This is a genomic window from Halalkalirubrum salinum, assembly GCF_005543295.1.
GTDB classification, from domain to species: Archaea; Halobacteriota; Halobacteria; order Halobacteriales; family Haloferacaceae; genus Halalkalirubrum; species Halalkalirubrum salinum.
In genome coordinates this window covers 96,189-115,683 of the sequence record NZ_SRSG01000015.1, presented here as the reverse complement: position 1 = coordinate 115,683, position 19,495 = coordinate 96,189, and the positions used below count along the sequence as shown (strand labels likewise).

14 protein-coding genes and 1 pseudogene are annotated in these 19,495 nt (G+C 56.5%); 5 read left to right on the top strand and 10 right to left on the bottom strand.

Annotation, left to right across the window (positions count from 1 at the left end; translation table 11 throughout):
• The first annotated feature begins 218 nt into the window (after positions 1 to 218).
• Positions 219 to 1,210: pseudogene (locus E5K03_RS06725) on the top strand (transposase).
• An 8-nt stretch (positions 1,211 to 1,218) separates the two neighbouring features.
• Here the strand turns inward: E5K03_RS06725 and E5K03_RS06720 are convergent.
• The 6 genes from E5K03_RS06720 to E5K03_RS06700 form a co-directional block, all read right to left on the bottom strand.
• Positions 1,219 to 1,512, bottom strand: coding sequence for an enolase C-terminal domain-like protein (locus E5K03_RS06720; RefSeq protein ID WP_138005646.1), 294 nt, complete (start codon positions 1,510 to 1,512; stop codon positions 1,219 to 1,221).
• A 144-nt stretch (positions 1,513 to 1,656) separates the two neighbouring features.
• Positions 1,657 to 3,135 carry a sodium:solute symporter family transporter gene (locus E5K03_RS06715; RefSeq protein ID WP_138005643.1) on the bottom strand — a complete coding sequence of 493 codons (1,479 nt, stop codon included), beginning with the start codon at positions 3,133 to 3,135 and terminating at the stop codon, positions 1,657 to 1,659.
• Positions 3,135 to 3,284 (bottom strand): hypothetical protein, encoded by a 150-nt coding sequence (locus E5K03_RS17140; protein ID WP_171006621.1) that lies wholly within the window; start codon positions 3,282 to 3,284, stop codon positions 3,135 to 3,137. The genes E5K03_RS06715 and E5K03_RS17140 overlap by 1 nt, the downstream gene beginning before the upstream one ends.
• Before the next feature lie 5 nt (positions 3,285 to 3,289).
• Positions 3,290 to 3,979: a hypothetical protein gene (locus E5K03_RS06710; protein WP_138005642.1), complete on the bottom strand. Its 690-nt coding sequence runs from the start codon at positions 3,977 to 3,979 to the stop codon at positions 3,290 to 3,292.
• 269 nt (positions 3,980 to 4,248) lie between these two features.
• The gene (locus tag E5K03_RS06705) at positions 4,249 to 5,277 is read right to left on the bottom strand and encodes a zinc-binding dehydrogenase (protein ID WP_138005640.1); all 1,029 of its coding nucleotides are present in this window, start codon (positions 5,275 to 5,277) and stop codon (positions 4,249 to 4,251) included.
• Between the two features lie 601 nt (positions 5,278 to 5,878).
• Complete coding sequence (locus E5K03_RS06700; RefSeq protein ID WP_138005637.1) at positions 5,879 to 6,442, bottom strand: hypothetical protein; 564 nt, start codon at positions 6,440 to 6,442, stop codon at positions 5,879 to 5,881.
• Between the two features lie 242 nt (positions 6,443 to 6,684).
• Here E5K03_RS06700 and E5K03_RS06695 point away from each other — a divergent pair, with 242 nt between their 5' ends.
• Complete coding sequence (locus E5K03_RS06695) at positions 6,685 to 7,947, top strand: amidohydrolase (RefSeq protein ID WP_138005634.1); 1,263 nt, start codon at positions 6,685 to 6,687, stop codon at positions 7,945 to 7,947.
• Between the two features lie 231 nt (positions 7,948 to 8,178).
• Here E5K03_RS06695 and E5K03_RS06690 read toward each other — a convergent pair whose 3' ends face one another.
• From E5K03_RS06690 to E5K03_RS06680, 3 genes are all read right to left on the bottom strand, one after another.
• Positions 8,179 to 9,996 carry a hydantoinase B/oxoprolinase family protein gene (locus tag E5K03_RS06690; protein WP_138005633.1) on the bottom strand — a complete coding sequence of 606 codons (1,818 nt, stop codon included), beginning with the start codon at positions 9,994 to 9,996 and terminating at the stop codon, positions 8,179 to 8,181.
• Positions 9,997 to 10,105: 109 nt separating this feature from the next.
• Positions 10,106 to 11,464 carry a CapA family protein gene (locus E5K03_RS06685; protein ID WP_138005631.1) on the bottom strand — a complete coding sequence of 453 codons (1,359 nt, stop codon included), beginning with the start codon at positions 11,462 to 11,464 and terminating at the stop codon, positions 10,106 to 10,108.
• Positions 11,465 to 11,552: 88 nt separating this feature from the next.
• On the bottom strand, positions 11,553 to 13,325 hold the full coding sequence (locus E5K03_RS06680) for a hydantoinase B/oxoprolinase family protein (RefSeq protein WP_138005630.1): 1,773 nt from the start codon (positions 13,323 to 13,325) through the stop codon (positions 11,553 to 11,555).
• A gap of 159 nt (positions 13,326 to 13,484) precedes the next feature.
• On the opposite strand from E5K03_RS06680, the gene E5K03_RS06675 reads away from it, so the two are divergent.
• From E5K03_RS06675 to E5K03_RS06665, 3 genes are all read left to right on the top strand, one after another.
• Positions 13,485 to 14,894, top strand: a complete 1,410-nt coding sequence (locus tag E5K03_RS06675; protein WP_138005627.1) for an MmgE/PrpD family protein — start codon at positions 13,485 to 13,487, stop codon at positions 14,892 to 14,894.
• Between the two features lie 234 nt (positions 14,895 to 15,128).
• The gene (locus E5K03_RS06670) at positions 15,129 to 17,204 is read left to right on the top strand and encodes a hydantoinase/oxoprolinase family protein (protein WP_138005625.1); all 2,076 of its coding nucleotides are present in this window, start codon (positions 15,129 to 15,131) and stop codon (positions 17,202 to 17,204) included.
• Between the two features lie 246 nt (positions 17,205 to 17,450).
• A complete protein-coding gene (locus E5K03_RS06665) occupies positions 17,451 to 18,170 on the top strand; it encodes a creatininase family protein (RefSeq protein WP_171006623.1) in 720 nt (239 codons plus the stop codon).
• 72 nt (positions 18,171 to 18,242) lie between these two features.
• Here the strand turns inward: E5K03_RS06665 and E5K03_RS06660 are convergent, their stop codons facing one another.
• Positions 18,243 to 19,337 (bottom strand): NADH:flavin oxidoreductase/NADH oxidase, encoded by a 1,095-nt coding sequence (locus tag E5K03_RS06660; RefSeq protein ID WP_138005621.1) that lies wholly within the window; start codon positions 19,335 to 19,337, stop codon positions 18,243 to 18,245.
• Between the last annotated feature and the right edge of the window lie 158 nt (positions 19,338 to 19,495).

Genomic DNA, 19,495 nt, shown 5'->3' with positions numbered 1-19,495 from the left:
CGGGCATGGGCGTGAGTTAATATAAATATTGGCACGCAGTTACATCCTATTGTGAGACGACTCGAGAGCGTACAAAGCGCCCTTCTTGTGGTCGCTACAGCATGTCTAGCTTACCCCAGTGTAGAAGCTATAGCAAGTCTGGTTCGCCGCGATAGGTGGCATCGAGGGTGTCATAGAACAGTTACCATACCAAAGAGCAGGGTGAACGCTGAGGTGGAATGAGCCCAGCGACCCTGCAAGATGATCCTTCGGTAGAGACGTTTTTCAATGTCGTGGAAACAGAGACAATAGCGCTGTTTGAGTATCTCTCTTTCGAGTTTCTCAAAGAGTTCGACGTGTTCGCCCCGGCGCAGACGGGGCGAACACGAGATCTAAAACCCCCCGAAATGATGCGTGGCTTTCTCCATTGCTATTACAAGGACATCTACGGGATTCGCCCGGTTGTACGGGAACTGAACAATCCTCTGGTCTGGCTTAGTTGTGACTTCGATCGACCGCCGTCGAGAGACGCGGTCGATCGGTTCCTCACCGATCTTGAACACGTCGTAGACGAGGTCTTCGACCATCTCGTCGAGCAGGCCGCCATCCGCGGCCTGCTCGAGTTGACCTACTCCATTGATTCGACAGACGTGAGGACGATGCCGCCGATCAAGATGCGTCGAAGTGTTACGATCCGACGGCTGAAGAGTACTACTATGGCTATGGCTGCACGATTGTTTCGACCGGGTCAAAAATCCCGATTGCGGCGGAGTTCACTGAAAGCAAACAAGCACCAGAAGAGACGGCGATGCGCGTCACACGTGACGCGCTCGCCGTCGGGAAACCGATGTGGATGGTGGGTGACAGCGCGTACGATACACTCAAGTGGCACGACTACCTGCTGGCCGCAGGAGTCGTGCCAATTGCCCCATACAACCCGCGAAACACCAACGATCCGAAATACATTGAGTACAGGGTCGAAGATCGTATCAAAGAACACAGCGAGGATGTGAAGCTGAAGCAATCGACGTTAGATGAGACGTACAACCGCCGGACAGGTGTCGAACGAACTAACAACGCAGTGAAGGACTGCGGCCTCGGGCACGTCCGCGCCCGAGGCCGCGTCCATGCACGAGCACAGGTGTTCCTGTCGCTGTGTCTACGTCTCGTCACTGCGATCACCAACTACGAACGAGGAGACAATCCGGGAAGCACGATCATCACGGTGTGACAAGAGTTCTATGACACCCTCAGCTTCAGACAGACGCCCGAGACTGCCGCCGGCTCAGCCAGCCATATGCGAACGTCTCCGAGACCGTGGATCGACTCGTCAGCGAAAATCGGCAAGCCACTGTGGCAGCGCAGATGCTGGAGGTCTATGGTTGCTTCGGGTGCGACCAGCTGTTCAATGTACTCAACGTACTCGGGGCGCTCGATGGGTGAGATCGCCCGGAGCGTGCGCTCGGCGGCCTCCACAGTGAACATCTGCAGTGCGACACCATCGCCATAGCCGACGGTTTCGCCGTCACTCACCCGAACGTAGCAGTGGTCGTTGGCAGATTGCCGTAGCTGGTTGGGAATGAGTCCGCGAGTGGAATAGTGCGTGTCTCGATGTCGACGGTCGTGATTGGCTGCATGGGTTAAGAGTGGTCGTGAAGCCTCCCACGTGGAAGGTGGTTACTGCACGTCGAAGAACGGCGCGAGCGCCTCCTTCGTCGGCTTTGAAGTGAGGTAGGAGCCGCCGATCATCCCGATCAGGCACATCAACACGCCCGGAACGACAGGATCGATCTGGGCGAGGACACCCGTGACGACGCCGCCGTCGACCGAGAAGTGCCAGACGAGTACCGTGATGAATCCGATCAACATCCCGATGAACGTCCCGGGGGTGTTGATGCGATCCCAATGTAATCCCAGCAGCAGCGGCATCGAGAATGTCGCCCCGATGATCGCCGCCTGAAGCAGCACGATGAACTGGACCAATCCGCCCAACACCTCACCGTACAGCGCGAGGAAGAACGGGATGATTCCCACAGCGATCACTGCAAGCCGGTTGGCCCAGAGCTTTCGCTTCTCGCTCGCTTCGGGATTGAGCAGTTCGGCGTAGATATCGTGGGCGATGGCGCCCGCCGAGACGATCATGATCGAGTCGACGGTACTCAACATTGCCGAGAGTATCGCGCCGATGACGAGCGCACCAAGGATCGGCCCCAGTACGTCGATGCTCATGATGACGCTCGCGAGGTCGGGAGTGGTGAGCTGCGGGTAGAGCACACGCATACTCATCCCGACTACGGCGACGCCGGCGCCAATCAGGATTTGGAAGATCAACGTCGTCCCGATTGCGTAGCGCACCGTCTGCTCGTCACGCATCGAGTAGATACGGACGATCTCGTAGGGTGCGCCGAGCATCCCGAAGCCGAACGCGAGCGCGATTGTGCCCACCTGCAGAGGGGTATTCGCCCAGCCCAGTAGCGCTGGGTTGATTGAGGTCAGCATCAGTTCCAGTTCGATGACCCCACCGATGTTCCCGAGTAAGATCGGGATCGCTATGATGGCACCAACGGTCATGATAATTATTTGCACGAAGTCCGTCAGCGCGCTCGCACGCATCCCGCCGAACGCCGTGTAGGCGATGATGATGGCGACCATGATTGCCATCCCCACCGTATTCGAGACACCGAAGATGGACTGGAAGATCAGTCCAGCGCCGGTGTACTGGGCGCTGATGTACACTGTGTAGGCGACGACAATCAGGGTTGCCGAGAACGCCCTCATTCGGTCGCCGCCGGCGCCGTCGTCACCGAACCGTACCGCGATGAAGTCAGGGACAGTTATTTTGCCGAACCGTCGCATCTGTGGTGCGACGAACACCAGCGAGACCATCCACCCCAGCCAGAGTCCGACCCAAATGTAGACAAAGCTCACACCTGTGAGGTAGTGGACCCCGAGCGTGCCGACAAACGTCCCAGCACTCATCTGCGTCGCCGAGAGTGTCGCCGCCCCGACCGCGGGGCCAATCTCTCGGTTCGCGACAAGGAAATCATCCTCATCTTTGGTCGTGAGGTAGCCGTACACTCCGATCCCGAAGATCACGAGGAAGTACAGCGCGATGGTAATAATGAATACCCAACCGACGGTGCCGATCACTGCCATCAGTTATCACCCCCGCGTTCGAGTTCCTCGCTGCCAATCTCTTGCTCCGATACCTCGCCGCCCTTGTGTCGTGCCCACAGCAGCGCCGCCGTCACAAACAGGAATCCGACGAGAACGAACGGTGTGAGCATTGCGATTAGTACAGACATTTTTTTCACGCTGTCTTGCGGTCAATTGCTAGTCCCCCGACAATGAATCCCACCATCACAACCACGCCAAGGATGGAGTAGAGCGTGTCTGTGGTGAGGATTCCCGGTCCGGTATCATCATACTCTGCTGCGACGAACCCTGGAGTGTGGAGCAGGTCGTAGCTCGCGACGTTGCCGTCAACGCCATCGGGGCTCGGGAAGGTGCTCCCGGACACCGTTGTCTCCTCGGGGAAGTTCAATGTCATGTCGATAACGTTGGCCTGTCCGGGCGTCGAGTACTCCGGAACCCAGAGTGGGGCCCGGATCTTGCCGGCCGGTCCGGCGACTTCGTACTCTAAGGTGACCGTCACGGTGTCGCCGTCCTCAACCCCCCCAACGGGGAACGAGACGTCGAGATGACGATCTCCCTCGCTCACGGATGGGTCGACGCTTTCACCGTCAACAGTTGCAGAGATGTCGCTAATGTCTCGATCTGGAAGCTTCCAAATCGTGCCGCTGATCGAGCTGATCTCGCTGTCGCCGCTCCCAGCCTCAGATACATTAAACTGGTATTCTGCGGTAACGGTGTTGGTCTCGCCGACGTCAACAGTGATCGACGCGCCTGCGAGGTCGGCCGACGGTTGCGCGTCCTGTGCGGCGACAGTACCTGGCCCGAGCAACAGGCCAACGACGAGAATCGCCGCTAGGAGCTTCATTCTTGGTACTATGCCGGTGATAGTTCGAATATTCATATGTAGGTTGTGTGGATCATCTTTGGATGCTATGTGATACACTACCTCATTTTACTGAGGTGGTAAAAAAGTTATGTTAATATTATAGATAGCATTCTAATTCTTTTAATAGAATAATCAGTAGGACGTCCGAACTGAAGTCTCTTCATAAATATCGAACAAATGATCTATAAGTTTCAGCCCTCCATAGGAATCTAATACGTTTTCCGCAGATCGTCACTGTGAATGCCCGGTTACGGACGGATCACAACTTTCCCAATCACGTCGCGATTATCGATGGCGGCGTGACCCTCGGCGATCCGGTGGAGCGGAAGAATGCGGTCGATTCGCGGTTCAAGTTCACCGTTGGCGACCAGTGAGAGCACATCACCGAAGTCCTGACGATTCCCCATCGGCGCGCCACGGATCTGGCGGTGGTGCTGGTAGAGCGATCGGATGTCGATATTTGGCTCTGGACCGGAGGTCGCGCCACAGACCACCATCCGTCCACCCATTGCCATCGCGTTAATCGACTGCTGCCACGTCGTCTGTCCGACGTGTTCTGCGACGAGATCGACGCCGCGACCGTCGGTCAGTGTCATCACCGCCTCGTCGAACTCAACCGCAGTGTGGTCGATGACCTCGTCAGCGTGCTCGCGCACGACGGCGGCTTTTTTTTCCGTGGAGGTGGTCGCGTAGACGGTTGCGCCCAATCGCTCGGCAATCTTGAGTGCGGCGTTGCCGACGCCGCCGCTGGCGCCGAGGATCAGCGCGCGCTCGGCGGGTCGGAGCTTGCCCGCGGTGACGATCATCCGCCATGCGGTAGTGAATGTCACAGGGACCGCCGCCGCTGTGACGAAGTCTATCGATTCAGGCTTGGGTTCGAGATTCCACTCGGGGACGACGACGTCCTCTGCGAGCCCACCGGATCGGTCTTCGCCGATAATCTCGTACTCATGACACATTGTGTGCTCGCCGGCCATGCAGAACTCGCACTCCCCACAGGAGACGCCTGGGTAAACGACAACCTCTTCCCCGACCCACGCGTCGTCGGCGTTGTCGCCAACTGCGTCCACAACGCCCGCGATGTCACTGCCTGTCTGTTTTGGGAACTTGCCCTCATCCGCCGGATGTCCCTTTCGCGCGAACACATCCAGATGGTTGAGCGCGACAGCCTCTACCGCTATACGAACCTCGTTTGGACCGGGTTCGGGGGCCTCCATGTCGACGAGTTTGAGTGTCTCTTCGGGGTCGCCGTACTGCGTGATGTGCGCGGCTCGCATATGTGCTGATAGAGAGACAAGTGAAAAAAGGCGAGGATTCGGCCATATAATTCGGCACGATTTTCGTCAGAAATTGCCGGGTTGTGAGGTAGTTCCCCGATGGTACAACTGAGGCGTGGATGAGATGGCGTGTCTCAAAATTAGCAGCTACAAACAATACGAACTCTTCGCCGTGCTGTTTGATCGTGATCTCATTCATCAGCAGCATCGATGGCAGGTCGGCGCAGCGCCGCCGACCGGTCTCACGCAAGCGTGTACCAAACCTTTGGACCCAGTTCTACACCTCAACATCTGACCACTCGAAGCCACCCGAGTACGTGCGCGCGATCTTCATAAAAGCTTTCCAGAATTATACAACAAGATCGCCAGCTCAATGACCTAGAGATACGTTCTCTCACGCTCAAAAGAGTCAATCTCGTCCAAAACTTCTGTAAGTTCGGAAAGACTCATTTGATCGGCTCCAATATAGCCTGATTTTCCATCTCTTAGGCAAAGTTAGTACTGCCGTTGAGAGTACGCAAAAATATATGTTCCCGCTGTATTCTTATGTGAAGACTATCTTCGAAAGTCACAATACCAGTTTATAATCTGTCAAAAATTATTAGAACTCGATCGCATGAACAGCGTTGCGAAGCACCGAGTGATCGTACTGCGTGCGATCCTCAGATCTGCCCAGAACGACAGTGTGGCCGGCATGAGCGATCACTATCGCAAGATACGTTTCTTCGGAAGTCCACGTCCGGAACTCCCGAACCGAACGAACGTTCCCAGCGGTGTATACGTGTTCGCTCGCATCAGAATACAACTCCTGAATATGTTCGAGAACATCATGAAAATGGGCTGCAGCTTCGGCGTTGGACGGAAACTCCACTAAACCGATACGGAGCCTCTGGGGACGGTCCTCACGGGGGCCGCTGTACTGGTACGTCCGACCTGTACTATCCTCTCGACGAGGCGAAAACTCGCTATCTACGACCTCGTAGTCTGCGTCGAACGCCTCTGGATTGGGGAGTCGAGCCAGCACTGTCTCGCCCGACGCCGTCTCGTTCTCTGCGACCTCGTTGCCACCATCCGAATTCTCAGTTGATCGGTTGTCATCGATCAGTGATGTACACCCCCCGCTGGTAATTGCTGCGACGGTTACGAGGAGTGTGCGCCGGCGCATGGTGAGTGTAGCACTCGTGTTATTAAATAATCGCCTCAGACGTGCGCCGGGTGTGCCAGACCGGAATCGGCCTGCAGTTGTCGTTTATGTGGAGAAGTCATGATGTAACGATTAATACAAATGAGATCTTCGACGAAAGCCACTGGTCTGGATCGACTGTTAGCTCGACACTCCAAGATCATTTGACAAGACGATGAAAGCTACAGGCAGCTTTTTGCGTTCTACCCACCGAATTCATTTTAATGGAGTACAGTGACCTCTCCGTGATCGAATTGCGTCGGGACCTTCACTGCCACCCCGAAGTAGGGTGGACCGAGTTTCGAACGACCGCAATCGTGGCTGCGATTCTCGACGAACTGGGATTCGAACTGGCGCTTGGTGCGAACGCTGTCAACGAGGCATCCCGACTTGGTGTACCGTCCTCCGAAGAGATTGCCGCTGCTCGCCAACGGGCACTTGACCACGGCGCCCCCGAAGAATACCTCGAGCAAATGGGTGATGTTACAGGTCTCGTCGCGACGAAACGCTACGGCGATGGTCCCACTGTCGGTATCCGGATTGACATGGACGCTCTTAAAATCACAGAATCAACTATCCCAGATCACGCGCCTGCACGCGAAGAATTCATAAGTCGACACAGGGGTCTGATGCACGCCTGTGGACACGACGGCCATACGGCGATTGGCGTCGGCGTCGCCCGCGCGATCAATCGAAGCGAATTCGATGGAACGCTCAAGTTGTTTTTTCAACCTGCTGAGGAGGGCGGCCGCGGCGGAAAGCCGATGAGTGAGACAGATCATCTTGAGGCAGTCGATCACTTCATGACAGTCCACCTCGGCCTCGGTCACGAGACCGGGACGATTATCGCCGGTCGTGAGACGCCGCTGCCGAACACGAAGTACGATGTCCGTTATGAGGGTGCCCCTAGCCACGCGGGACATGCTCCGAACGAGGGGAGAAATGCGCTCCAAGCGATGTCCGCGGCGATTCAAAACCTCTACGCGATCCCCCGGCACGGTGACGGGGGGACTCGGGTCAACATCGGGGAAGTATCTGCCCCGAATCAGCAGAACGTTATCGCCGATCAAGCAATGATGCGAGTTGAACTCAGAGGAGAAACGCCGGAGCTCGAAAACTACATGACCGACGAAGCCGTCCGGATTGTCGAGGCCGCCGCAGAGATGCACGATGTGGACGTTGCCCGCTCGGTGTACGGCCAAACGACAACCTTCGAACCTGACGGAGAAATGGTCGGGATTGTCTCGGATGCTGCCAATGCGGTTCCCGACATTGATCACGTGATCCTGCGGGAACCCATCGCCGGAAGTGAGGATGCATCATTCCTGATCCGGCGCGTCCAAGAGACGGGTGGAACGGCAACCTACATCGGGATCGGCGCCAGCAACCCCTCGGGCCACCACACGTCCGAGTTCGACATCGATGAAGATGCGATTGAACTCGGAATCGATCTCGTCGCAGAGGCGATTCTCCAGTTCGCTGCGTAAAAAATGCCGGGATCAGAATAGTTCGATCGCTATCATCGTTTAATGATGACTGGATCAATTTTCAATACTCAGGAGTCAGTTTTGAGCGAACTCTTGGTAATTTCATCGACGGATACAGCTAAGAGAGTAGTGGGTACGCATCCTGTGTGTAGTAGGTGGGCTCGTAGATGATGTTGATCACGATCGATCCCACTACCTTGCAGATGCGTTCTATGGTCGCCACCTACACTGTCAGTCATCGGTCCGCCCCTCTTCGATCGTCTCTGGCAGCTCGCCACGGTCAACCCGAAATTCGTCACCTGAGCCAGATTCCAGCTGACTGCGCCGATCACGAGTGGCCTTACGATCAATCTCTCCCTCGTTTACAACGACGATGTACTCCTCCTCTGCAGTCGTTACGGAGATTTTCTCCTCTTGAAGGTCGCGCTCAACGTCCCTGAGGGAACGGTCCACCGGAGGGCCGTAACCGCCACCTCCAGTCGTATAAACATCGATAATTGTCCCTTTCTCAAGGCTGGTAATCCATTTTGAAGGGATATCTTCGGTTTTTCCGTTGGGTCTATGAATCTCTGTCCGACACCGGGGCGAGGGTCGACCGCCAAGGAGTCCCCACGGCTGGAAGTCGTGCCTGTCGCGACGGTGTGTAAAGGTTACATCGTCCACGAGAATCTCGAACTGTTTACGATAACCGAGGCCTCCCCTGTACCGCCCTGGTCCGCCTGAATCCTCCCACAGATCGTAGCGATGTACACGAATCGGATACTCGATTTCCGTCGCCTCCGCAGTCGTATTCATACAGTTGGTCACGTCAGTTTCGATGCAATCGATCCCGTCCTTGGTAGGGCGAGCGCCACTCCCGCCGGCGCCAACTTCGCCGTAAATCCACTGCTCGCCGTCCTCCATCCCACCGAAGGTGAGTGCCGCGAGTTGGCCACTACCGGGTGCCGAGACCCGGTCTTTAACTGCGCGTGCAAGTGCCCCGAGCAGCACGTCGGCGATTCGCTTGAACGTTACCGTGCGGGCGTTGACCGGCGCAGGCGGAAGCGGGTTGACGAGCGTTCCTTTGGGCATAGTTACCGATACCGGCATGAAACAGCCAGCGTTGTTTGGGATATCGGGATCCGTGATCGCACGAACGACATAGTATACCGCCGACAGTGTCGCCGCCGGAACCGCATTCACTGGGCCGTCGGCTTGCTCGTCGGTACCGGTGAAGTCGACGTGCATGTCGGTACCATCAACGGTGACTGTCGCTTTAATTCGGATCGGCACTCGAATGTTGACTCCATCGTCGTCTATGTAATCGTAGAAATCGTACTCCCCGTCAGGGATGTCCGCAATCTTCGAGCGAGTGAGCTCCTCCGCGTGGCCCATGATATTTTTAACCGCGGTAATAAACGTGTCATTGCCATACTCCTCAACGACGGCCGCGAGGCGTCGCTCAGCGGTCGTCACCGCGGAGATCTGCGCGTTCAGATCCCCAATAACGACGTCCGGAATCCGGACATTCTTCGTCAATACATCGCGGGCTGTCTCGTTGACCTCGCCGCGGTCGTGGTACTTCAGCGGGGGAAATCGGATGCCCTCTTGATAAATCTCGGTTGCGTCTGTTGGAATGCTCCCCGGTGTTTTCCCGCCCATCTCTTGATGGTGCGCCATCGTCACACCAAGGGCAATCACCTTGTCATCGTTAAAAACGGGCTTAACGACGGTGATGTCGGGAAGGTGCGTTCCGCCGTCGTAGGGATCGTTCATCATGTAGATATCGTCGGGTGACATCTCCGCCGGTGGGAACTCCTGGAGGACACTCTCGACAGCAGGGACCATCATCCCAAGGTGTGCCGGAATTGCGACCGCCTGTGCGATCGTCCGCCCCTGTGGGTCGAAGATTGCTGCGGAGGCGTCCTGTGCCTCCTTTACGATACTCGAATACGCGCTCCGTAACAGTGTCGACTCCATCTCGTCGGCGATCGAATCAAATTTGTGACGTAACACGGTGCGGGTGACAGTGTCCACTTGTTGTTCAGCGTCTGTGTGTTGTTGACTCATGTGTCGACTCCTCTTCCCGTATCAATATAAACCTCGTGTACGAATCGAGCGGCACAGACCTGATAATCTTCAAGAGGATTACCGCCCAAGCCCGATAGACTATGTTGTTTTATATATTGATCCGCCCGCGATTGCCCTCGACGCTAATTTTCGTGCCGTACGGCGCTGAGAACTCAATAAGATCCTCAAGGATCTTTGCCGCCGTCTCGCCCTCAGCTATCAGCGGTCGCCCGCGTTGCGGGCGTGGGAGTTCGTGACCCAGTTCGATTGGGTGCAGCTCTATGCTCTCGAGATCGCCCGTCTCGGTGTCGAATTCACACACCGGCAAGACGCTCTCCCAGAAAGCACTATCACCGAGGAATCCTGTGCGGTTACCCTCCTCGTCGAAGACACGCGCGTCGAATGCGTCTGCGGGCGATGCCGATTTGTCGAGTCCGTAGCGTTCGTACATCTCAGTCGGGAGGAACTCCACCGTCTCGTTTTGCATTATGAAGTTCCCGAGGCTGTAGAAAATCGGTGCTCCTTCATGGATCTCGATCCCACGGAGGACGTGCGGGCCGTGACCAATAAAGGCGTCCGCGCCCTCCTCAATGCACGTCTTGGCGAACGATTCAATAAAAGAGGGAACGGAGTGGTCGTTACTCCGCCCTTCAGCTCCCTCATGTGCGTGAAGGGAGACGACAACCCAGTCCGCCTGGCGCTTTGCGTCGAGGATTCGCTTTCGGACAGCCTCGACATCCGAAGATTTTGCGCGCTGCTTGATACCGAACTCGTCAGCGACCTCAAACGCGGGGTGGTCGCCGTCCGCTAAGTTGAACAACCGAAACGTCTCATCGTCGTGGCCGGCGATCGGGAAGCCAAGTTCCGCCTGCTGCTTCTTTAGCGTCTCTAGGCCGAGCGCCTCGCTGATGCTCAGAAGCGACTCCATCGCATCCGCGGACACCCGGTGCCGGGTCTCAAGCCTGAGCGGCGCGATGCCCGGCCGTCCGCCGACTTCTGGGCGCTGCTCGCCGGCGATGCTGCCAGGCGTGATCGTCGAGCAGACCGAAATTAGCACTCCTCGGCCAGCAGGCGTTTCGACGTATGTCGGCGCTCGCGCCTGAGCAAGGTTATGTCCGAGCCCCGCATACGGGATATCCCGCTTTTCAAGCTCGTATATAGTCGTCTCGATCCCGCCGTGAGAGTAGTCAAGCGCGTGGTTCGTTGCGGTCGCGAACGCGTCGAAACCGGCCCATGTGAGTTCGTCAGCGACCCACGGCGGCGACTGCATGTACGTTCCGGGTGCGTTCGCCCACGGGTACCCCTCCTCGTACTCGTGGAGGAGCGTCTCGAGGTTAACAATCGATAGATCTGCCCCGCGAACCCGATCGACGACTCCGCGGAATTCTTCATCTTCGTAGACTCGCAGCCGCCGGTTCAAGATCGCATCGCCCGCCGCGGCCAATGTGAACGTGTCTCTATTGCGCATGGCCCCCCCTTCGGGCGGGAGCTATTCAATCATCGGGACGAACGTCGACAACGGGACAATCAGAACGCAGAAAAGTGACGGATTCGGCTCAGTCCGAAACAGGCACATTACCGCGGTCGAACAGCTTCTCTCCAGGTGAACGGTCCTTGCGCAGTCGTTCGCGCCGGCGCTGGGTGGCCTTATAATCGATCTCACCGTCCTCGATGACCACGCAGTACTCGGTTTCGGCCGCTGTCTCGGAGATCCGTTCCCCATCGAGATCGCGCTTGACCGCACCTATCGGCCGCTCAATCGACGGCCCGTAGCCCCCACCTCCGGTCGTGAAGATGTCAACCACGTCGCCAGTGTCGAGATGTACTGTCGCCTGCGAGGGAAGCTGTTCCGTGGCGCCGTCAGCCCGCTGGATCAGTGTCTTACAGGTTGGTGCGGGTCGGCCGCCAAGGAGCCCCCATGGCTGGAAGTCGTGCCTGTCCCGACGGTGCGTGAACGTCACGTCATCTACGAGAATCTCAAACTGTTTACGGTATCCGAGCCCGCCTCGGTACTGCCCAGGGCCGCCGGAGTCCTGCCAGAGATCATACCGGCGGATCCGAATCGGCGCAGTCATCTCGGTTGCCTCGACGGGCGTGTTCATGCAGTTGGTGATATCAGTATCGATGCAGTCGATCCCGTCCTTCGTAGGGCGAGCGCCACTCCCGCCGGCACCGACCTCGCCGTAAATCCACTGCTCGCCATCCTGCATGCCGCTGAAACGGTGAGAGAGCAGTTGACCATTCCCCGCTGCAGTGACCTTCTCTGGGATCGATTCTGCGAGCGCACCAAACAGTACGTCTACGATCCGCTTGACGGTCAAGCTCCGGGCGTTAACCGCCGCCGGGGGTTCTGGATTGATCACCGTTCCCTTCGGCATCTTCACCTCGACAGGTGCGAAGCAGCCGGCATTATTCGGAATTGTTGGGTCTGTAACCGCTCTGACAACGTAATAGACGCCCGATAGTGTCGCTGATGGGACGGCATTCACTGGGCCACGGGCCTGCTCGCCCGTGCCGGTGAAGTCGACATGCATGTCGGTGCCGTCGATGGTGACTGTCGCCTCGATCCGGATCGGTTTGTGGATGTCCACCCCGTCGTCGTCAATGTAGTCGTGGAATGTGTACGCCCCGTCGGGGATTTCTGCGATCTTCGATCTGGTTAGTTTCTCTGAGTGATTGATGATCTGATCGACGACCGCCCGGAATGTCTCGTTGCCGTACTCTTCGGTGACGGCCTCAATTCGGCGCTCTGCGATCGACACCGACGAAACCTGTGCGCGCAGGTCGCCAAGCGTTGTGTACGGAGTCCTGACGTTCTTTTCGATGAGCGAGACGATTGTCTCGTTGACCTTGCCACGGTCGTGGTACTGCAGCGGCGGGAGCCGGAGCCCCTCTTGGTAAATTTCAGTTGCGCTCGGTGGGAGGCTCCCTGGCGTCAGTCCACCCATCTCTTGATGATGAGCCATTGTCGCACCGAGGGCAATCACTTCGTCTTCGCTGAAGATTGGCTTCAGGACGGTGATGTCGGGGATGTGCGTCCCACCGTCGTATGGATCGTTCATTAGATAGACGTCATTGGGCTCCATACCTTCGGTTGGAAACTTCTCAAGGATACGATCGACCGCTGGAACCATCATCCCAAGATGTGCCGGGATAGCCATTGCCTGCGCGATCGTCCGCCCCTCCGCGTCAAAAATAGCTGCTGAGGCATCCTGTGCTTCCTTCACAATGCTCGAGTACGCGCTCCGGATCAATGTTGCCTCCATTTCGTCAGCAATCGAGTCGAACTTATGACGCAACACTGTCTGAGTAATGTCGTCGTGGGTCATGAGATGTTATAACATGGAAAGAAGTGACGAGGAGATATTTATATCCTCTGTCGAAAATCCGTTCACTATTACCTGCGATCTACCGGTACTGTCACCTCCACTTGGCTTCTTAACGTTAGTGACCAGAGATTTATTCTGTTCCGCATAGAAGGGCGTATCATGACGGGTCAGCCACCACCAGCGTCGACACATGCACTAGAGATTGGGAAGGTCGTCACCGACTTCTCTCTGAAGGACCTCCCTGAAGATGCGATTGAGCACGCCACTCACCTTGTGCTTGATTCTGTTGGTGTTATGCTCGGCGGAAGCCAACTCCGGCAAGCCAACATCGTGACGTCTTTTTGGAGTGAGCGCGGCGGAGCGGCGGAGGCGACGGTCCCTAGCACCGATACTCGGCTGCCCGTCACCACGGCAGCGTACCTGAACGGTTACCTCGCGAACCTCCTCGATTACGACGACACCTACAGCGGGCGGGCGATCGGTCATCCCGGTGCTACCGTTATCCCGCCCACACTCGCCGTCGCTGAGGCGTACGGCGCCGACACTCGATCGTTCCTCGAGGCGGTGATCATCGGATATGAGGTCTCGATCCGTATCGGCGACGCAATCATGCCCAGTCCAGAACGGTCACAAGAGGTTGTCGGCACGGGCACTTGGCAGATCTTTGGCCCTGCGGTCGCCACTGCTAAGCTGCTCGACTGTTCGCCGGAGGCAGTCGCCGATGCTCTCGGGATCGCCGGGATGAATGCACCGGTTCCACTGGTACGGAAGGTTGGTATCAACACCGACCGGTTCCAGTGGCTGAAGAACAACTATGGGTGGGCCTGTCTCGGCGGTGTGATTGCCGGCGAGCTTGCCTCACGCGGATTCCGCGGGAGCCGCGACATCTTCGACGGTCCGTCGGGGTTCTGGCGGATGGCTGCCTCCGACTCTTTCGAGGAGTCGGTCCTCCATGCAGATCTCGACAACTGGTGTGCGATCACCGATGTTTCATTTAAACCGTACTCCTCGTGTCGCTGGACACACGCAACACTCGACTGCGTCCGCGAACTCCGTGCAGAAGGGCTTGACCCCGACGCGGTCGAGCGCGTTGAGGTATCGACATTTCACGAGGGTGCGAACCTCGATTCGATCCCCGATACGGTGCTGGACGCTCAGTTCAGCATGCCGTTCGTCGTCGCAGTCGCACTGTTGGGCTACGATCCCGGGTTCGAATGGCTTGCTGAGGAGCGGCTGTCAGACCCTGATGTCTGGGCACTGATGAAACGGGTCGACATCAAGCCAGACGAGACTATGTCCAGCTGGTATGAGTCGACCGGACAGATGGCTGCGGATGTGACCGTGCGACTGCGAGACGGTACCGAGTGCACTGCGAGCGTCGATCACCCCCGCGGTGAACCAGAGCGACCGCTTCCTTACGCTGAGGTCCGTAATAAGTATCGCCAACTCGCTGAACCACTACTTGGAGCGAACGCGAGCCAGGAGTTAGAGAGTCGCATTCGGGCGATGCCGGGCAGTGAACCAGTTGGCGAGATCGCCTCGCTGCTCGGGGCTACAAACGGTAGCTGATTGAGTTTGAAACAATCGTCGTTTACTTGTATAGCCTATTGCATCTTCATTATTAGCTGGGCCCCAGCGGACATATATGTACTCTAATGTCGGGGTTTGTACTGCAAAAGCAGCGAAATAGGGGGTAGATTCGCACTAATTTTGAAGACGTGCAACGGGCTATTGTAGCTTAGATTGATATTCTTTCTCTGCTATGCAAATCGTTATGTGAGAGAACCATCCTCATAGGACTATATGACCGTTCAGATAGCGATCGATATCGGCGGTACCTTCACCGATGTCATCGCACGGGAAGACGGGGCGGTGTATTCGACGAAGGTACCCACGACGCCGGAGAACCTGATCCAGGGTGTTCAACGAGGTATCGATGAGATTATCGTGGAAACCAAAGGCGACCGAGGGAAGGTCGAGAGGTTCGTTCATGGGACAACCGCGGGAACCAACGCGGTAATCGAAAGAAACGGCGGAACAGTCGGCATATTGATGACTAAGGGTTTCAGGGACACCTTGGCGATCGGCCGACAGAAACGTGAGGATATGTACGACCTGTTCCTTGACGAGCAGACGCCAACCTTCCTCGCGCCACGCGAACGCCGACTTGAGATTGACGAGCGGATCGGTCCGGACGGGGAGGTTCTCTCCGAACTTGACGAGGAGGATGTCATCGAGGGAATCCACTATCTCGTCGAAGAGCACGACGTCGACTCGGTCGCAGTCTGTTACCTCTTTTCATTCACTAACAGCGACCATGAGGAGCGAACGGCCGAACTGATTAAAGAAGTATTCCCGGATGTGGATGTCTCTCTCTCCTCAACGATCAACCCCCGCTTCCGTGAGTATGAGCGATTGGTCGTTACTGCCTTCGACGCGTACCTTCGACCGGTGATCGAGTCGTACGTTACCCGCATGAATGAAATGCTCGACGCAGAGGGTATCCGCTGCGAACTCCAGATCATGCAGTCACGCGGCGGCATCGCCGGCGCGGAACTTATGCAAGAAAAGCCGGTTGGGTCGGTGCTCTCCGGACCAGCTGCCGCGGTCGCAGGTGCGAATGACGTCGGGAGACAGATCGACCGCGAGGACATGATCACCATCGATATCGGGGGAACCTCGAGTGATGTCTCGCTTATCGAGGACGGAAAGCCTCAGATCACGAGCGAAGGCAACATCCAGGATTATCCTCTCCGCATGCAGATGGTCGATATCAGCACGATCGGTTCCGGCGGCGGGTCAGTCGCGTGGCTTGACGACGCAGACAGTCTACGCGTGGGACCGGAGAGTGCCGGGGCAGATCCCGGTCCTGCGTGCTACGGGCAAGGGGGAACGGAGCCGACCGTCACCGACGGATCGCTCGTCCTCGGCTATCTGAATCCGAACAACTTCGCTGACGGTGCCTTCGAACTCGATCCTGACGCGGCTCGAGAATCAATAGCTGAGATGGTTGCAGAGCCGCTCGGGTACGATCTGGTGCGGGCTGCTAAGGGAATTCATCAGATTATGAATACCAAAATGGCACAACAGCTCCGCCTGACAACTGTCCAGCGCGGATTCGATCCCCGGAACTTCAGCCTGTTCGCCATGGGCGGTGCAGGACCGATCCACGCCGGCAAACTCGCCGAAGAATTGGCAATCCCCGAGGTGATTATCCCACGGTCGCCCGGCGTTTTGTCCGCAGCTGGACTCCTCTCTGCAGATGTCGAACACGATCACGAACTCACGTTCCTCCGCTCGCTTGGAAATCTCAAGCCAGGCGAACTGGCCACACGGTACGCTCGGTTGACTGAGCGAGGCAAAGAGGCCATGGCACGAGAGGGGATTGACTTCGATGCGGTCGAGACGACCTACCAGGCCGACATGCGGTACGAAGGCCAGTCGTTTGAGATCGAACATGAGGTACCGATCGCCAAGGAGTACAACGAGGCGATCATCAATGAGATTCGTGAACAGTTCCATGATCGCCACGAAGAGGTGTATGGGCACAAGAACGTGGACGATCCAGTCGAGTTCGTGAACCTGCGAGTAATCAACTCCTTCTCACCCGAGCAGCTCGACACACCTTCATCGGTTGGTGGTAATTCACTCGCCGACGCACGAAAAACCACCCGTGAGGCACACTTTGTCGGCGACGATCGAACTTATGAGGCGCCCGTTTACGATCGGGAGCAGCTCCCTGTTGGTGAGTCCTTCGAGGGCCCTGCGATCGTTGAGCAAAGCGACACGACTACAGTCATCTACCCCGGTCACAGCTGCCGGACTGACAAAGCGCTAAACCTGATTATTGATACTGGTGCCACCGAGATAGACCGTTAAAAAGCCGCTCAACTACTCTTTCTGAACCCGGGCCTGTTTGAGCCGGCGCTGTTGCTGTGTATAAGGAATAAGCTTGTGTAGATTTTGTGTACGGAGATAATTTACCAGAGAGGTGATATTTCTCACGCAGCAATTTTTTAGCATTCCAGCCGAGAAGGGACGACCGTCCGACAGAGTTAATTTATTGATACGGTAACAACACTCATGCCAGTATCACTGGATTACGACGAGTACGACCTGGGGAGTATGACGTGGACAGATGCAGAGGATGCCCTCGTAGACGCAGATTTCGTGGTCCTTCCATGCGGAAGCGTCGAGCAACACTCGCTCCATCTCCCTTTGACCGTCGATACTCTTCGAGCCGAGGACCTCACACGCGATCTCGCCGAAAAAGCGCCTGAGCACGGCATTTCGTTAATCCGACTTCCAACGCTTCCGTACGGCTACTCCGAGCACCACATGAACTATGCAGGGACGGTAACATTATCTGCAGAGACGTATCAGATGGTCATCAAGGAGATCGGTCAGTCGATAGTGGCCCACGGGGCGAAACGGTTGGCACTACTCAATTTTCACGGAGGCAATATTGAACCGCTAAAGCTCGCCGCAGACCGGATCCAGCGCGACTATGGTTTGCCGACCTTCTTGATTCACTGGACCGACTACGCGCGTGACCAACTGCAAGAAAAATTCGGGGAAGGATGGGGTCACGCCGGCGACTACGAAACGAGCGTTATAGAATTGTTCCACCCTAACCTTGTCCGCGAGGAAAAAAAGGAGCCACAGACCCGAAAAGCCGATTTTGAGACGCGCCAGTACGCGTACTTCGACGACATCACCGAGCAAGGTGGGCTCGGAGATCCAACCAACTCGGACCCAGAATTTCTTGAGAAGGTTGTCTCCGATACGACCGAACGCATCCTGCAAGGTCTGAAATCCGATATGGAAGAAGTCGCTGAGAGCTAATAGGCGAGTGGTAGACGGCCAACCTTTCGATTCTTCCGATGCAAAAGTACTGCAATAGCCTGGCCGTTCATATTATACCGCGTAGGCGTATGGATCGGGCCACTCAATTTCGTCTTCGACTCCGAGTTCTTCCGCGGCGTGGAGCGCGAAGTAAGGATCACGAAGATGCTCACGACCGATGATAACTGCGTCCGCTCGTTCATTTCGCACGATCGCATCCGCTTGCTGCGGAGAAGTAATACCGCCGACGGTACCCACCGCAACGTCGGCCTGCTTGCGTATCGTTTCACCGAACGGGACTTGATAGTTGGGACCAGTCTGCGGTATATTTTGAGCAACTGGGTCCAGCGCCCCCGTACTCACGTCGATGAGGTCGACACCAGCATCGGCGAAGCGCTGCACGAGCCGCACAGATTGTTCGAGCGTCCATGATTCTCCCTCCTCAATCCAGTCTGTCGCGGAGATACGAACCATTAGGGGGTTCTCTGCCGGCCATACCTCGGAAACTGCTTTGATGACCTTCATGGGGAACCGAATTCGGTTTTCGAAGCTCCCGCCATATTTGTCATCCCGACGGTTCGTGTACGGTGAGAGGAATTCGTGAAGTAAGTAGCCGTGAGCGGCGTGTAGTTCGATTATTTGAAATCCAGCTTCGAGTGCATACTCCGCGGCGTCTCGAAACTGCTCGACTGTCCGGTCAATATCTGTCTCTGTCATCACCCGCATTTTCGGTGGTTCCTCGTCGTATGGCCACGGAACCTCGCTTGGCGCGATAACGGACCAGCCGCCTCCAGAAGGCTGAAGTGGGACACCGCCTTCCCACGGGCGAGTTTTCGAAGCTTTGCGACCGGCGTGTGATAGCTGAATACCTGGAATACTTCCTTGTGATTTGATGAACTCAACCGTTGGTCGAAGCGCCTCAGCATGTTCGTTGCTCCAGAGTCCCAAATCTTCGGGGGTGATGCGACCGTCCGGCGCGACGGCTGTTGCTTCTGCAAGAACTATCCCCGACCCGCCGGTCGCTCGACTTCCCAAATGAACGAGATGCCAATTGGTAGCGAGGCCGTCGCGGTCCTCGCAGGAGTACTGACACATCGGTGATACGAAGATGCGGTTTGGTATCGTTAGCTCGGCGAGACGGAGGCTGCTAAAGAGGCTACTTACCATTACTCTCTGTACGTGTAAGAACAAATAAATAGAGCCTATATGGGAACGTGATTCCTCCTTCTAAAACGCTAAGACAGAGGGGTGAGATCTTATCTAAAAGATATCTCCAGCTTATTCAAGCGAAATTCTCATTATTGTTGACCGGCCTGTTCAGTGAT

Coding starts and splice junctions, on each gene's coding strand:
- E5K03_RS06715 (WP_138005643.1), bottom strand. CDS start 3,135: ATGGCAGTGATCGGCACCGTCGGTTGGGTATTCATTATTACCATCGCG.
- E5K03_RS17140 (WP_171006621.1), bottom strand. CDS start 3,284: ATGTCTGTACTAATCGCAATGCTCACACCGTTCGTTCTCGTCGGATTC.
- E5K03_RS06710 (WP_138005642.1), bottom strand. CDS start 3,979: ATGAAGCTCCTAGCGGCGATTCTCGTCGTTGGCCTGTTGCTCGGGCCA.
- E5K03_RS06705 (WP_138005640.1), bottom strand. CDS start 5,277: ATGCGAGCCGCGCACATCACGCAGTACGGCGACCCCGAAGAGACACTC.
- E5K03_RS06700 (WP_138005637.1), bottom strand. CDS start 6,442: ATGCGCCGGCGCACACTCCTCGTAACCGTCGCAGCAATTACCAGCGGG.
- E5K03_RS06695 (WP_138005634.1), top strand. CDS start 6,685: ATGGAGTACAGTGACCTCTCCGTGATCGAATTGCGTCGGGACCTTCAC.
- E5K03_RS06690 (WP_138005633.1), bottom strand. CDS start 9,996: ATGAGTCAACAACACACAGACGCTGAACAACAAGTGGACACTGTCACC.
- E5K03_RS06685 (WP_138005631.1), bottom strand. CDS start 11,464: ATGCGCAATAGAGACACGTTCACATTGGCCGCGGCGGGCGATGCGATC.
- E5K03_RS06680 (WP_138005630.1), bottom strand. CDS start 13,325: ATGACCCACGACGACATTACTCAGACAGTGTTGCGTCATAAGTTCGAC.
- E5K03_RS06675 (WP_138005627.1), top strand. CDS start 13,485: ATGACGGGTCAGCCACCACCAGCGTCGACACATGCACTAGAGATTGGG.
- E5K03_RS06670 (WP_138005625.1), top strand. CDS start 15,129: ATGACCGTTCAGATAGCGATCGATATCGGCGGTACCTTCACCGATGTC.
- E5K03_RS06665 (WP_171006623.1), top strand. CDS start 17,451: ATGACGTGGACAGATGCAGAGGATGCCCTCGTAGACGCAGATTTCGTG.
- E5K03_RS06660 (WP_138005621.1), bottom strand. CDS start 19,337: ATGGTAAGTAGCCTCTTTAGCAGCCTCCGTCTCGCCGAGCTAACGATA.